General features: G+C 71.9%; 12 protein-coding genes. 4 read left to right on the forward strand and 8 right to left on the reverse strand.

The features are described 5' to 3' along the window. Positions 1-203 precede the first annotated feature (203 nt). Positions 204-1028, reverse strand: a complete 825-nt coding sequence (locus ACFVYS_RS04535) for a peptidoglycan-binding protein (protein ID WP_389498771.1) — start codon at positions 1026-1028, stop codon at positions 204-206. Positions 1029-1085: 57 nt separating this feature from the next. Further along, positions 1086-1913, reverse strand: coding sequence for a hypothetical protein (locus ACFVYS_RS04540; RefSeq protein ID WP_389498773.1), 828 nt, complete (start codon positions 1911-1913; stop codon positions 1086-1088). 186 nt (positions 1914-2099) lie between these two features. On the opposite strand from ACFVYS_RS04540, the gene ACFVYS_RS04545 reads away from it, so the two are divergent. The 4 genes from ACFVYS_RS04545 to ACFVYS_RS04560 all read left to right on the forward strand — a co-directional run bounded on the left by ACFVYS_RS04545 (position 2100) and on the right by ACFVYS_RS04560 (position 7368). Then, complete coding sequence (locus tag ACFVYS_RS04545) at positions 2100-2948, forward strand: bifunctional methylenetetrahydrofolate dehydrogenase/methenyltetrahydrofolate cyclohydrolase (RefSeq protein WP_384125271.1); 849 nt, start codon at positions 2100-2102, stop codon at positions 2946-2948. Positions 2949-3068: 120 nt separating this feature from the next. Beyond that, positions 3069-3791: a TetR family transcriptional regulator gene (locus ACFVYS_RS04550; protein WP_389499095.1), complete on the forward strand. Its 723-nt coding sequence runs from the start codon at positions 3069-3071 to the stop codon at positions 3789-3791. 195 nt (positions 3792-3986) lie between these two features. Next, on the forward strand, positions 3987-4400 hold the full coding sequence (locus ACFVYS_RS04555) for a Zn-ribbon domain-containing OB-fold protein (protein ID WP_020129036.1): 414 nt from the start codon (positions 3987-3989) through the stop codon (positions 4398-4400). A 178-nt stretch (positions 4401-4578) separates the two neighbouring features. Further along, positions 4579-7368 (forward strand): hypothetical protein, encoded by a 2790-nt coding sequence (locus tag ACFVYS_RS04560; RefSeq protein ID WP_389498775.1) that lies wholly within the window; start codon positions 4579-4581, stop codon positions 7366-7368. Positions 7369-7435: 67 nt separating this feature from the next. On the opposite strand, the gene ACFVYS_RS04565 is transcribed toward ACFVYS_RS04560, so the two are convergent. The 6 genes from ACFVYS_RS04565 to ACFVYS_RS04590 are packed head-to-tail and all read right to left on the reverse strand — an operon-like array spanning position 7436 to position 13235. Then, a complete protein-coding gene (locus ACFVYS_RS04565) occupies positions 7436-7816 on the reverse strand; it encodes a PPOX class F420-dependent oxidoreductase (protein WP_389498777.1) in 381 nt (126 codons plus the stop codon). A 26-nt stretch (positions 7817-7842) separates the two neighbouring features. Beyond that, positions 7843-9099: a glucarate dehydratase family protein gene (locus tag ACFVYS_RS04570; RefSeq protein ID WP_389498778.1), complete on the reverse strand. Its 1257-nt coding sequence runs from the start codon at positions 9097-9099 to the stop codon at positions 7843-7845. Then, a complete protein-coding gene (locus ACFVYS_RS04575; protein ID WP_389498780.1) occupies positions 9096-10004 on the reverse strand; it encodes a 5-dehydro-4-deoxyglucarate dehydratase in 909 nt (302 codons plus the stop codon). The genes ACFVYS_RS04570 and ACFVYS_RS04575 overlap by 4 nt, the downstream gene beginning before the upstream one ends. Positions 10005-10051: 47 nt before the next feature. Continuing rightward, positions 10052-10996, reverse strand: a complete 945-nt coding sequence (locus ACFVYS_RS04580) for a carbohydrate ABC transporter permease (protein WP_389498782.1) — start codon at positions 10994-10996, stop codon at positions 10052-10054. Further along, positions 10993-11907: a carbohydrate ABC transporter permease gene (locus tag ACFVYS_RS04585; protein ID WP_389498783.1), complete on the reverse strand. Its 915-nt coding sequence runs from the start codon at positions 11905-11907 to the stop codon at positions 10993-10995. Before ACFVYS_RS04585 ends, ACFVYS_RS04580 begins: the two co-directional genes overlap by 4 nt. Further along, the gene (locus ACFVYS_RS04590) at positions 11904-13235 is read right to left on the reverse strand and encodes a sugar ABC transporter substrate-binding protein (protein ID WP_389498785.1); all 1332 of its coding nucleotides are present in this window, start codon (positions 13233-13235) and stop codon (positions 11904-11906) included. The genes ACFVYS_RS04585 and ACFVYS_RS04590 overlap by 4 nt, the downstream gene beginning before the upstream one ends. Positions 13236-13433: the final 198 nt, after the last annotated feature.

The raw sequence follows: 13433 nt of genomic DNA on the forward strand, positions 1-13433 counted from the left end.
CGCGGTGCCGCCAGTACCACAGCGCCCCGACGACGACGGCCAGCAGGAATACGACGGGCAGCACCAGACCCGGGATGCGGGACACGTTCATGCGGACGGCTTTCGGCTCGACGGGCCGAGGTGCCGAACGCGCGCCGACCCGCCGTCCATGGTGACACGCGCCACACCGCCCGGCCGTGGCCCGTTCCCGAGGCGTCACCCGGTCATCCGCCGGCCGAGGCGGTACGGGACTCCAGATCGCGGCGGGTGTCGTCGCCGTAGACACCGCTCTCGTCGCCCCGGATGCCGTACCAGAGCTGGAACCGCGCCACGGCCTCGGTGAGAACGGTGTCGTAACGGCCGTCGGTGGGGCCGTTGGCATACACGTCCGGGATGCGCAGCAGGCGCTGCTGGAGGTCGGTCACCCCGGCGCCGCTGTCCCCCTCCCGCAGGGTGCCGGCTCCGTCGGGGTCGGCGGACTCGGTCGCGGTGGCGGCCGGGGAAGGCGTGGCCGCCGCCGGCGGGGGTGTCTGCGCCGCGGCCTCGCCGCCCCGGCCCGGCAGCAGCAGCGCGCAGGCGAAGCCGACGAGGGCTGCCGCGCACACCCCGACCGTGATGGCGCCGCGTCGCACACCCGCACCGGACCCGGGGCGGGCGCGGGCCCGCGCACCGTCCGCCGCCGGCGCGGCGCGCGGTCCGCTCCGCACCCGCGCCGCACCTCCGCGGCCGTCGCCGCCGGGCAGGGGCGGGGGGCCGCCGCGCTCACTCGCCCAGTCCCGGCCGCCGCGTGGCGTCGGCATGGTCGTCCGCGCGGTCGTGGCCGGGGCCGCCGGGCGGGGGTCCAGTGGCGGGAGCTCCTCCGTCTCCGCTTCGTCCCCGGCCGCCTCGGGCCGCAGAGGTATCGCCTCGTAGGCGTCCGGGTCCTGGGTCAGTTCGGCCATCTCGCGGAACAGCTCCGCGAGGGCGTCGGTGTTGCGCGGTCGCAGGACCCTGATGGGTTCCAGGACCGGGCGTTCGTGCGGCTTTCCGGGTTCGTCCGATGTCGGCACGCTCGTCTCCCTCCCGTGGGTCCCCCAGGAGAGATACGGGCGGACGGGCGGGCGGGTTCAGCCGGCCAGGAAACGGTGCAGGGAGCGCTTCGTCGCGGCGACGAAGGCGTCCTGTCCGGCCTCGTCCAGGGCGTCGAGGGAGAGGTACGGGTTGAGGTCCTCCAGCTCGACCAGCAGCAGTTCACCGTCGGGGGCGCGGCAGGCGTCGACGCGCTGGATGCCGTGCGCGAGGCCGTTCCAGTCGATGAAGCGCCGGGCGAACTCCAGGTCCCGCACGGTGGGCCGGTAGGGCTCCAGCTGCCAGCGGCGGTCGGGGTGTGGTGCGTACAGGGCGTACTGGAAGTCGTGGTCGACGTAGGTGAAGGACACCTCGTAGGCGAAGTCGACGCACGGCTGGACCAGCACCGAGCCGTCGGTCAGGGCGGGCAGCGCGTCGGGCGGGAGGATCCGCAGGCCTATGGAGTCGGCGCCGAGTTTGGGCTTGACGACGTACCGGTCGGCCTCCGGCAGCCGGTGCAGGTCCTCGGGGCGGTCGACGGTGGGGATGACGGGGTGGCCGGCGGCGCTCAGGTCGAGGAGGTACTGCTTGCCGGCCATGTCGGCGCGGCCGGTGAGCGGGTTGTAGACGCGTACGCCGTCGTGGAGCGCGCGCTCCCGGAAGGCTTCGTACTCCTTCCGGTAGCCCAGGACCGGGCCGCTGTTGCGGACCACGACGCCGTCGAAGGAGTGCATCAGGGCGGCCGCGTCCAGCGGGTGGCACAGGGCCAGGTCGAACTCCGCGCGCAGCCGGGAGGTGAGGAAGACGTCCTCGTCGCAGTAGCGGCGCCCGCGCGCCTGGTAGGCCAGGTCGGTGACGTAGAGGAGACGGGGGCGGGCGGCGGACATGCGGTCTCCTGATGACGGTCGAACGGTGCGGAAAGGTTACGTCAGAGGGCGTGCGGGCGGACCGGGGCCGGACCGCCGCGGCCGGAGGGACCACCGCGGCCCCCGGGACTCTTGAGGGGGCGGTGGGCGCGCGGGTCGTACGATGACAGGACCGTCGTTTTTCTCCCGAAGGGCTCGTCGACTCCCGTGACCACCGCAACACTGCTCGACGGCAAGGCCGCCGCGGCCGACATCAAGAGCGAACTCGCCCTCCGTGTCCAGGCGTTGAAGGAGCGCGGCATCCATCCGGGGCTGGGCACGATCCTCGTCGGCGACGACGCGGGCAGCCGTTCCTACGTCGGCGGCAAGCACCGCGACTGCGCGCAGGTCGGCATCGCCTCGATCCGCGTGGAACTCCCCGCCGACGCCTCCCAGGCCGACGTCGAGGCCGCCGTGCTGCGGCTCAACGCCGATCCGACGTGCACCGGCTTCATCGTGCAGCTCCCGCTCCCGGCCCATATCGACACGCATGCCGTGCTGGAGCTGATCGACCCGGTCAAGGACGCCGACGGGCTCCACCCGACCAACCTCGGCCGGCTGGTGCTGGGCATCCCGGCCCCGCTGCCCTGTACCCCGCGCGGCATCATCGACCTGCTGCGGCGCAACCGGGTGGAGATCACGGGCCAGCAGTTCTGCGTCATCGGCTGCGGTGTCACGGTGGGCAGGCCGCTGGGCCTGATGCTGACCCGCAGCACCGAGCACGCCACCGTGACCCTGTGCCACGAGGCCACCCAGGACACGGCCGCGCACGCCCGGGAGGCGGACGTGGTGGTGGCCGCGGCCGGAGTGGCCCACCTGGTCAGGCCCGACTGGATCAAGCCGGGCGCGACGGTGCTGTCCGTCGGCCTGACGCGCACGGTCGAGGGCATTCTCGGCGATGTCCATCCCGACGTCAGCGATGTCGCCGGGTCCTTCTCGCCGCCGGTCGGCGGGGTCGGGCCGATGACGCGGGCGATGCTGCTGACCAACGTGGTCGAGGCCGCCGAGCGGATGTGACACCGGCACCCGGCGCCGGGCACTCGGTTCCCCGAAGGAGGGAACTGAGTGCCATCGTGCCGATCAGGTGTTACGTTCGCGTCCATGAGCGCCACTCACAAGGCGGAGGCCAAACCGCCCATGCGGGACGCCCTGGTCGCGGCGGCCTTCCGGCTGTTCCTGGAGCGGGGCTACGAGCAGACCACCGTCGACGACATCGTTGCCCTGGCGGGCGTCGGCCGGCGGTCCTTCTTCCGCTACTTCCCCTCCAAGGAGGACGTGGTCTTCCCCGACCACGAGCGGTGCCTCGCCGACATGACGGCCTTCCTCGCCGCGAGCGGCAAGGAACACGAGCCGGTGCGCCGCGTCTGTGACGCCGCCCGGCTCGTCCTGCTGATGTACGCCGAGAACCCTTCCTTCTCCGTCCAGCGCTACCGGCTCACCAAGCAGGTGCCCGGGCTGCGGGCGTACGAACTGTCGGTCGTCTGGCGTTACGAGCGCGCCCTCGCCGAGTACCTCCGGGGCCGCTTCACCGGCCGGCCCGACGGCAACCTGCACGCCGACGTGATCGCGGCCGCCGTGGTCGCCGCGCACAACAACGCCCTGCGTTCCTGGCTGCGTTCGGCCGGACAGGGCGACGCGAGCACGACCGTGGACCACGCGCTGGGGTACGTGCAGTCGGCGTTCGGCACACCCGCGACCGCTCCGACCTCCACTGCACCCACGGCACGCCCCGCGTTCCCGTCGCTCCCGATGCCGTCCGCCGACGAGCTGCCGGACGACGTCGTCGTGGTGGTCTCCCGGCGCGGGGCACCGCTGTGGCGTGTGGTGCAGGAGATCGAGACGACCCTCGGACGGGACTGAACGCCTCAGCACCCCCGCCGGAACCCCGCCGAACCCCCGCCGAACCCCCTCAAGATTATGGGTACGCAGTGCCTTTACGAGTGGCACTGAGTGCCATACTCTGTGGGCGTGCACGGTGGCACGACTGACCGGGCACGTGCGTGCACGGGTGGGCCGGGCACGTGGATTCCGGCCGAGTGCAGGGAGTTGACCCGCGTGTACCACTACTCAGGAAACGCCGTTCAGCAGGCCGCCGGCTCCGCGGCGGGCGTCCTCGACCGCGCGAGCACCGACGGCGACACGATCCTCTTCCAGCGCTGCACCTGGTGCGGCACCGCCATGTACCACCGGCTGCTGTGCCCGGTGTGTCAGGGCAGCGACCTGCGCACGGAGCGCAGCGAGGGCGCCGGCACGGTCCGTCACGCCACGGTGGTGAACCGCAACACCCCCGCCGCCCGCAATGTGTCCCTGGTCGAGATGGCCGAGGGGTTCGTCGTGCGCGGCCGGGTCATGGGCCCGCTCATCGGCATCCACAGCGGCGACCGCGTCCGGCTGTCCACGGTCAAGGACCCGGTACGCGGCGAGCCGGTCTTCCAACTCCTCGACGAGCCGTACCGGGCCTGGCACTAGAACCTTCGCGTCACCGGGCCGAGTCCGGGCAGCGGGTACCCGCTGTCCGGATCTTTGCGCTCCGCCGACCCGATTCCCGGTCACAGGCAACCCACAGAGGTGCTTTCGCTTCCTTCGGGGCGCGAGGGGCTCCCGATACGGACGGGGCCCCCGCGCTCCGAATGTTGAGGAGTGGACCTTGATCCGTGCCCGGCGAATAGGTGTCACCGCCGTGGCCGCGCTCGCGGCCCTGGCGGGAACACCCGGACTGGCACAAGCCCGACAGCCTGCCGAGACAAGACCGTCGACCACGACCGCCGACAGCGCGCTGCCGCAGGGATGGCAGGTCGGCGGGGAGGGCACCGCGCGTGCGCTGGTCTGGCGGTCGCCCACGCCCGTGCCCCTCGGCGACGCCCGCGTGGAGTTCCGCTCGGGCGACCGACTGCTCGGCGTACCCAGGACGGAGAAGGACGGCCGCACGTTCCGGCTCTCCCTCGCCGACGCGGGCGACGCCCCCTTGAAGGACCTGCGGGTACTGGCCGGCGGGCGCCGGCTGGACGCCGCCGCCGACAACTCCGCCCCGGGTGGACGGCGTTCCCTCACCGCCGAACGGCCCCCGGCCCAGGCTCCCGCCCCCGCTCCGGCGAACTCCGTCGACCCCGGCAGGCCGGGTGCGTACCGCACGGTCAGCGGCGAGTACGACCTAGCCCCGGTTCGGTTGCCGGGGTTCGCCCAACCGGTGGAGATGAAAGCCGTCGTGGTGGCACCGAAGGGGGCCACCGGCAAGCGGCCCCTCGCGCTGTTCCTGCACGGCCGGCACACCACCTGCTACCAGCCGGGCAGCGAGGACTTCGACATCTCCTGGCCCTGCCCGGCCGGCATGAAGTCGATCCCGAGCTACCAGGGCTACCTCCAGGACCAGAAGCTCCTCGCCTCGCAGGGCTACGTCACGGTGTCGATCTCCGCGAACGGCATCAACGGCCAGGACGGCGACGCCGAGGACGGCGGTGCGCAGGCACGCTCCTCGCTGGTGCGCCGGCACCTCGCCACGTGGGCCGACTGGGCCGCGCACCCGGGCCACGCCCCGGCGTCGGTGCCCGACGCGACGAAGGCCGACCTCTCCCGTGTCCTGCTCGTCGGCCACTCGCGCGGCGGCGAGGGCGTCAACCGCGCCGCCCTGGACAGCCTGTACCCGCCGCCCGCCGCGCAGGACGGCTACCGGGGCCCGGTCCGCTGGAAGATCCGCGGGACCGTGCTCGTCGGACCGACCATCTTCGGCCAGAATCCGGTCGCCGACGTCCCGTCCGCGACGATCCTGCCCGGCTGCGACGGCGACGTCGCCGATCTCGAGGGCGAGACGTACCTCGACGGAACGCGCGGCATCAGCAACGGCAAGGCCCTGCACAGCGCCGTCTACATGGTCGGCGCCAACCACAACTTCTTCAACACCGAGTGGACGCCGGGCAAGGCCGTGGCGCCCTCCTTCGACGACTTCTGGGAGGACCCGGACGCGCAGCAGCCCGACCCGGTCTGCTCCACCGGTGCCCCCACCCGGCTGACCGCCGACCAGCAGCACCGGGCCGGCGCGACCTACATCGCCGCCGCGGCCCGGCTGTTCGTCGCCGGTGACGACCGGGTGCGCCCGCTGCTCGACGGCACCGGGAAGCGCGCGCCCTCCGCCGACCCGGCCCGCGTCCTGACGCACGCGGTCGGCGCCCGCCGCACGGGCGGCTTCGTGCCCGACGGCGGTGTCGAGGTGACCGGCGGCCGGGTGTGCTGGGCGGACCCCGACCCGGCCCGGGCCTGTCTGGACGCCGGCGCCACGGGGATGTCCCCGCACTTCGGCTGGTGGGATCTGGAGAAGGACTCCGGCAAGAGCGCGGTCGCGCTGAAGTGGTCCGGGCCGGGCACACCGACCACGATCCGTTCCCTCGCTCCGGTCTCCCTCTCCGGTGCCGAGAGCCTGGCGCTGCGGGTCTTCGTGCCGCCGAACACCACCGGCACCGAGCTGGACGTGTCCGTCACCGACGCGGCCGGCCGCAGCGCCTCGCTCGGCCGGGTCACGGCCGACGGCCTGCCGGGCTCCGACCGCACCGCCTCGTACTGGGCCCGCGAGCTGCGGGTCCCGCTGACCGCCGCCACTCGCGCGGGCCTCGATCTCGGGCACGTCAAGTCCCTTGTGCTGACTCCGCGTTCGGGGTCCGGGCAGGCGTGGTTCATGGACGCCTGGGGCTGGGCCCCCGGGACTCCGGCGGTCAGGGCGGCGGCGCTGCCGCGGGTCGACATCGGCCGGATCACGGCCAAGGAGGGCGACTCCGGCACCCGTACCTATCACGTACCGGTCCAGGTGTCCGGGCACGGCAGCGGCCGGGTCCGCTTCTATGTCGTCGACCCGGAGACCCTCGAAGCCACGGAGAAGGTGGTCACGGTCCGGCCGGGCAGCACGCCGATCGACGTGCCGATCGAGGTGAAGGGCGACACCCGCTTCGCCTACGACGTGATGCAGGACCTCCTCGTGAAGGCCGTGCGCGGCGCGGTCGTCGGCTCCTACCGGGGCGGGGTCACGGTGCAGAACGACGACCCGGCGCCGGAGGTGACCCTGGCTCCGGTCGCCGACCGGGTGACCGAGGGCGAGTCGCTGAGCTGGCGGATCACCCTCTCCGAGTCCGCCGACGTGGACTTCTGGCAGCCGGTCCGGGTGCTGCCGGTCACCGAGGGCGCCGAGCTGTCCACCAAGGATGTGGACCCGCAGTGGCTCCTCGACTACTCCGGTGACGTGCCGGACCCGGAGCGTCCGCTGTCGGACGCGAACCTGTGGGTCTGGCTGAACATCCGGGCCGGGACCACCGAGGTCGACTTCACCGTGCCCACGGTGAAGGACCAGGTGGCCGAGCCGGCCGAGTCGATGCGCCTCGCGCTGACCGACGACAACGCCGAGCCGCTGCCGGACCGGCCGGTGCAGACGGGGACGGTCGTGGACACGCCGTAGTGCGGACGCGCTGACCGAAGGGGGCCCGGACCATGCGGTCCGGGCCCCCTCTTCTCCGTTTCCGTGCTCACAGCCTGACGCGGATCCCGACGGTTCCGTCCAGACCCCTGCGCAGCCGGCTGCCGAGCAGGGTGAGGCGGCCGACGACGCCGTACTTGCGGGCAAGCAGGGTGCGATAGCGGGCGGTGGTCGGCGCGTCGCAGATCTCGGCGGTGGCCGGGATCTGGTCGCCGGTGGGGTTGCCGCGGGCGTCACAGGGACCCACGAGGACGTCGCCGCGGGCCCGGATCCGCTTCACCTTCCAGGCGTCCGCGACCGACCAGGCCCCGAGCGTGTCCCCGTCCCGTACCACCCACACGGGTGTGGCGACCCCGGTGCCGTTCTTGCGATAGCTGGTGATCAGCAGGTACTTGCCCGCTGCCAGCCGGTCGAGTGCGTTCTCAGCCATTCCCGAAGTCTAGGCATCCGTACGCCTCACCACCTCGGCAGCCTCAGCTCGTAGTCCGGCCGGAACCGCCGCATGTAACCGGTGTCGTCGCGCTGTCGCACACCCGAGTCGAGGTAGCGGCGGTGCAGCCGGTCGAGGGCGTCGGTGTCCAGCTCGACGCCGAGCCCCGGGCCGGTGGGCACCTTCACCGCGCCGTCCGACAGCTCCAGCACCCCCGGGACGATCACGTCGTCGGCGCTGTTCCAGGGGTAGTGCGTGTCGCAGGAGTGGTCGAGGTTCGGGATGGCCGAGGCGACGTGGGTCATCGCGGCGAGGCTGATGCCCAGGTGCGAGTTGGAGTGCATGGACAGCGCGATCCCGAACGCCTCGCAGACGGCGGCCAGTTCGCGGGTACGGCGCAGTCCGCCCCAGTAGTGGTGGTCGGTGAGCAGCACCTGGATCGCGTTCTGCTCGACAGCCGGCCTGAGGTGTTCCCAGGCGATGACGCACATGTTGGTGGCGAGCGGCAGCGGTGAGTCCCGCGCGACCGCCGCCATGCCCTCGATGGTTCCGGTCGGGTCCTCCAGGTACTCCAGGACGCCGTCGAGTTGCCGGGCAACGTACGTCGAGGTCTCCACCGACCACGCCGTGTTGGGGTCCAGGCGCAGCGGCCGTCCGGGGAACGCCTCCGCCAGCGCCCTGATCGCGGCGATCTCCTCGTCCGGCGGGAAGACTCCGCCCTTGAGCTTGAACGAATCGAAGCCGTACCGCTGCTGCATCAGCCGGGCCTGCTCGACGATCCCGGCCGGGTCGAGTGCCTCGGGCCAGTCGTCGCCGATGGCGGGGCGGCCGTCGAGCGCGGGGTGTTCGGCCCACTTGTAGAAGAGGTAGGCGGCGAAGGGCACGGAGTCGCGCACCCGGCCGCCGAGCAGGTCGCAGACCGGGCGGCCGAGCAGCTTGCCCTGGGCGTCCAGGCAGGCGACCTCGACGGCCGAAGTGGTCCAGCCGCGCTCGTGCGAGCTGGGCACGCCCGGCAGCAGGGCGGCGTCGATCGCGGCGGCGACGGCGGTCGTGTCGAAGACATCCATGCCGACGACCGTCCTGGCCGCGACCATCAGCCGTTCGAGGCGCGCCGCGCCGCCGGGCGACTCACCGAGGCCCACCGTGCCGTCCTCCAGGACGAGTCGGAGGATCACCCGGAGCGCGAGCGGTTCGTGGACGCCGTTGGAGTTCAGCAGCGGCGGGTCGGAGAAGGCGATGGGGGTGACGACGAGTTCGCGGACGCGCGTGGCTGGGGTGGTCATGCGGCGACGGCCTCCAGTCCCCGGTCGATGAGCTTGGCCAGCCGGGCGACATGCTCCGGCGTGGGGTCGAGCAGGGGCGCCCGTACGCCGCCCACGTCCAGGCCCCGGATCGTCACCCCGGCCTTGACCAGGGACACGGCGTATCCCGGGACCTCGTCGCGCAGTGCGACGAGCGGGCCGTAGAACGCGTCGAGGAGGCGGCAGACGAGGGCGTCGTCCCCTTGCGACAGGGCCCGGTGGAAGGCGAGCGCGATCTCGGGGGCGAAGGCGAAGACGGCCGAGGAGTAGAGGCCGACGCCGATTCCCCGGTAGGCGGGGGCGGTCGTCTCGGCGGTGGGCAGGCCGTTGAAGAACTGGAAGTCCTCGGTGCCGGGAACGGCCCGCACCGCCCGGACGACGCGGTGCATGTGCTCGATGTCGCCGACGCCGTCCTTCAGGCCGATGACCTTGGGCAGGGCGGCGATCTCGGCGGCGGTGGCGCCGGTGAGGCGGGCGCTGCCGCGCTGGTAGAAGACCACGGGGAGGTCGGTGGCGGCGGTGACCTCCTCGACGTAGCGGACCAGGCCCTGTGGGGGCGCGGTCACCAGGTACGGCGGCAGCAGCAGGATGCCGTCGGCACCGGCCCGGGCCACGCGTACGGCGTGGTCGCGGGCGACGGGGACCGGCCCGCCTGCGGCCGCCAGGACGGGAACGCGTCCGGCGGTCGTCTCGACGGCGACCCGGGTGGCGCGTTCGAGTTCGTCCGGGTCGAGGGCGTGGAACTCGCCCGTCCCGCAGGCGACGAACACGCCGCCCGCGCCGGCCGAGACACCGGCCTCGATATGCCGGCCGAGCCGTTCCTCGTCCAGCGAGCCGTCCGCGGCGAACGGCGTGACCGGGAAGAACAGCACTCCTTGGAACTTCATGTCTCCCTCGTAACTGCGTGGTTGGCGTGGGGGGTTGTGCCGGGGTGTCAGCCCTTGGTGGCACCGGCCGCGATGCCGGTGACCAGCGAGCGCTGGAGGAGCAGATAGACGATCAGGCTGGGGACGAGGGCGATGACGGCTCCGGCGAGGACCACTCCCGAGCCGACCTCGGGATCGGTGCGCAGGATGGACAGGGCGACGGTGACCGTGTAGTCGGTGGGGTCCTTGGAGGCGATCAGCGGCAGCAGGTACTGGTCCCAGATCATCACGAAGCCGAGGACACCGGCGACACCGAGCGCGGGCTTGCACAGCGGCAGGACGATCTGCCACAGCATGCGGAACTCGCCGACGCCGTCGAGCCGGGCGGCCTCCTCTATCTCGGTGGGGATGTCCTTCATGAACTCGGTCAGGAGCATCACGGAGAAGCCCCAGGCGCCGAGCGGCAGGATCACGCCCCACGCGGTGCCCTTCAGGTCCAGGCCGACGACCGGGACATGGCCGAGGACCAGGGACAGCGGGATCGCGATGACCTCCTCGGGGAGCATCATCGTCAGCATGAACAGGGTGAGGATCAGGGCCTGGCCGCGGAAGCGGTGCCGGGCCAGCGCGTAGGCGGCCAGTACGGACACCGTGAGCTGGAGCAGCAGCGCGCCGCCCGCGATGACGAGCGAGTTGGTGAAGTAGTCCCAGATGCCCCGTTCCCCCGCCACCTCGAAGTTCTGCCAGGTGCTGTCGTGCGGGAGGAAGGACAGGGAGGATCCGCTGGCGTGCGTGGTGAAGGCGCCGGAGAGAACGGTCAGGAACGGCGCCGCGAAGACGCCGACCGCGAGCGCGCAGAGCAGGATCCGCAGGCCCCACGCGAGGCCCGGCCGGTCGCTCCAGCCGAGGGCGGTGTCGAAGCGGGCGGGGGTGGCCCGGGCCGCCCTGGCGGACTCCCTTGCCGTGGCCGTCGGTGCGGGTGTCCGGACGGGGTCGATGGCGGGTGCGCTCATCGCACGTCTCCCCTCTTGCGGAAGTGGTTGACCGTGACGGTGAGCAGCAGGGTCACGCAGAGCAGCACGACGGAGGCCGCGGAGGCGCCGCCGATGTCGTTGCGGGTGAAGCCGAGGGTGTAGGCCCGGGTCATCCACACCTCGGTGGAGCCGGCCGGGCCGCCGCCGGTGAGGACGTAGACCTCGGTGAAGACGCGCAGGCCGCGGATGGCGGCGAGGGTGAGGACGATGCCGAGGGCGGGGCGGATCGCGGGGAGGGTGACGTACCGCAGGCGCTGCCACAGCGACACGCCGTCCATCGCGGCGGCCTCGTACAGCGTCCGGTCCACTCCGGCCAGTCCGGCGAGGATGATCACCATGTTGTAGGGGGCGAGCATCCAGACGCTCATCACCATGGTGGCCCACAGGGCGGTGTTCGGGTTGTCGAGGAACTGGGTCGGTCCGAGGCCGAGGAAGCCGAGGCCGTGGTTGATGAGGCCGTCGGAGGTCGGGTAGTACAGCAGCCGCCACATCTCGCCGACGACGGCGGTGGCGGTGACGACCGGCAGGAAGACGGCCGTGCGCAGGACCTTCAGGGAGCGGGCCTGGCCCTCCAGCAGCAGCGCGAGCGCGAAGCCGACGGCGATGGCGCCGAGGGACTGTCCGAGGCCGAGCAGGAGGGTGTGGCCGATGGCTTCCTGGAAGCGGTGGTCCGTGAGGACGCGGGTGTAGTTGTCCAGGCCCACCCATTGGTCGCCCAGGAAGGGCCGCACCTCGAAGAAGCTGAGCCAGACGCCCTTGCCCATGGGCAGGAACTTGAAGACGAGGGCGAGCAGCAGGCCGGGAGCGAGGAACACCCACGGCAAAACGTTTCGCTTGCTGAACGCGCCGCGGACCCGGGAGCCGCGTACGGGGGCTGTCGTCGCTGTCATTTCAGCAGGTCCTGGTCCTTGAGGTCGCCGGCGAGGGTGTCGTCGAGTTCTTTCAGGCCGGCGCGGACGTCGCTGCCGCAGTACGTGAAGATCGCGTTGAGGGCGTCGGCGGTGTCCTGCTTGATGGGGGCGAAGTCCGGCGCGTTGGGGAACTGCACGGAGGCGTCCTCGTAGGCCTTCTGGACGACGCCCCAGCGGGGGTCGTCGCGTACGGTCGCCGCGTCGAGGGTGGAGTTGACGGGGATCCGGACGACGGGCTGGCTCTTGCCGGTCATCGCGAGGCGCTGTCCCTCCGGTGAGACGAGGAAGGCGGCGAGGGCCCGTTCCTGCTCGGTCTTGCCGGTCCTGGCACCGAAGTAGATGTTCTCGCCGTCCGCGAGGACGTCGTTGCCGGCCGGTCCGGCCGGGGCCTGGACCACCTCGAACTTGTCCTTGCCCAGCGTCTGGTCGAACGTGGCGATGTTGTAGGGGCCGGTGAGGTACATACCGGCGTTGCCGTCCTGGAAGTTGGTGGCGTTGCCGGTGATGGCGGTGAGGGCGCCCGGCTGGATGACAGCGTTGTCAGGGGTGCAGAAGAGGTTCTTCTTCAGCCAGGAGACGGAGCGCACGGCGGCGGCCGAGTCGACCACCGGCCGATAGCCGCCGCCCTTGGTGGCCTCGATGACGCGGGCGCCGCCCTGCCACAGGAAGCTGGCGCCCCACCAGGCGGCGTAGCCGTTCTGTGCGCTGCCGGGGACGACCATCCCGTAGGTGTTCTTCCTGCCGTCCCCGTCGGGGTCGTCGTCGGCGAAGGCCTTGGCGAGGGTGAGCATGTCCTGCCAGGTCCGCGGCTGCGGCAGGCCGAGCTTCTCGCGCCAGTCCTTGCGGATCATCAGGGTCATGGCCTGACGGGAGTAGGGGATCCCGTAGTGCGAGCCGTCGACGCCGACGGTGGAGGCCCAGGTCTTGGCGTCGATCTGGTCGCCGCCGGCGATGGCGGCCGGGTCGATCCGCTTGAGCAGGCCCTGGCTCTGGTAACTGCCCATCAGTGCCGTGTCGTTGATCATGACGTCCGGCAGGTCCTTGGTGGACGCGCGGCTCTGGAGCTGCTGGTCGAAGTTGATGACCGGCTGGTAGTCGATCTTGATGCCGGTCTTCTCGGTGAAGGCGGCGAACACCCGCTCGTAGGTGGCCGCGGGATCCGGGTTGCTCCGGGTCCAGACCTCCAGGGTGTTCGGGTCACCGCTCCCGGCACTGTCGGAACCGGCGCCACAGGCGGCCGCCCCGAACAGCAGTCCCGCGACGGCAAGCGTGGCGGCCGGGCGGCGACTTCGTCGGCGATCCCCCATGGGCACACTCCGTTCATATCCGTGAACTTGCTTCACGAATCTAAATTGAGCGCCCAAGCTACGAACGGTTTCGGCCGCATGTCAAGACATGGCCGGGACATTGCGGGACCGTGACACGGGAGTGGTGGGGCGCCGCTCACGCGTCTCGCCCAGCACACCGCCGCCCCACCGGAGGAGCTCCGGCAGGGCGGCGGTACG

This window comes from Streptomyces sp. NPDC058295 (assembly GCF_042880655.1).
Classification (GTDB): domain Bacteria; phylum Actinomycetota; class Actinomycetes; order Streptomycetales; family Streptomycetaceae; genus Streptomyces; species Streptomyces coriariae.

Coding starts and splice junctions, on each gene's coding strand:
- ACFVYS_RS04540 (WP_389498773.1), bottom strand. CDS start 1,913: ATGTCCGCCGCCCGCCCCCGTCTCCTCTACGTCACCGACCTGGCCTAC.
- ACFVYS_RS04550 (WP_389499095.1), top strand. CDS start 3,069: ATGCGGGACGCCCTGGTCGCGGCGGCCTTCCGGCTGTTCCTGGAGCGG.
- ACFVYS_RS04565 (WP_389498777.1), bottom strand. CDS start 7,816: ATGGCTGAGAACGCACTCGACCGGCTGGCAGCGGGCAAGTACCTGCTG.
- ACFVYS_RS04570 (WP_389498778.1), bottom strand. CDS start 9,099: ATGACCACCCCAGCCACGCGCGTCCGCGAACTCGTCGTCACCCCCATC.
- ACFVYS_RS04575 (WP_389498780.1), bottom strand. CDS start 10,004: ATGAAGTTCCAAGGAGTGCTGTTCTTCCCGGTCACGCCGTTCGCCGCG.
- ACFVYS_RS04580 (WP_389498782.1), bottom strand. CDS start 10,996: ATGAGCGCACCCGCCATCGACCCCGTCCGGACACCCGCACCGACGGCC.
- ACFVYS_RS04585 (WP_389498783.1), bottom strand. CDS start 11,907: ATGACAGCGACGACAGCCCCCGTACGCGGCTCCCGGGTCCGCGGCGCG.
- ACFVYS_RS04590 (WP_389498785.1), bottom strand. CDS start 13,235: ATGGGGGATCGCCGACGAAGTCGCCGCCCGGCCGCCACGCTTGCCGTC.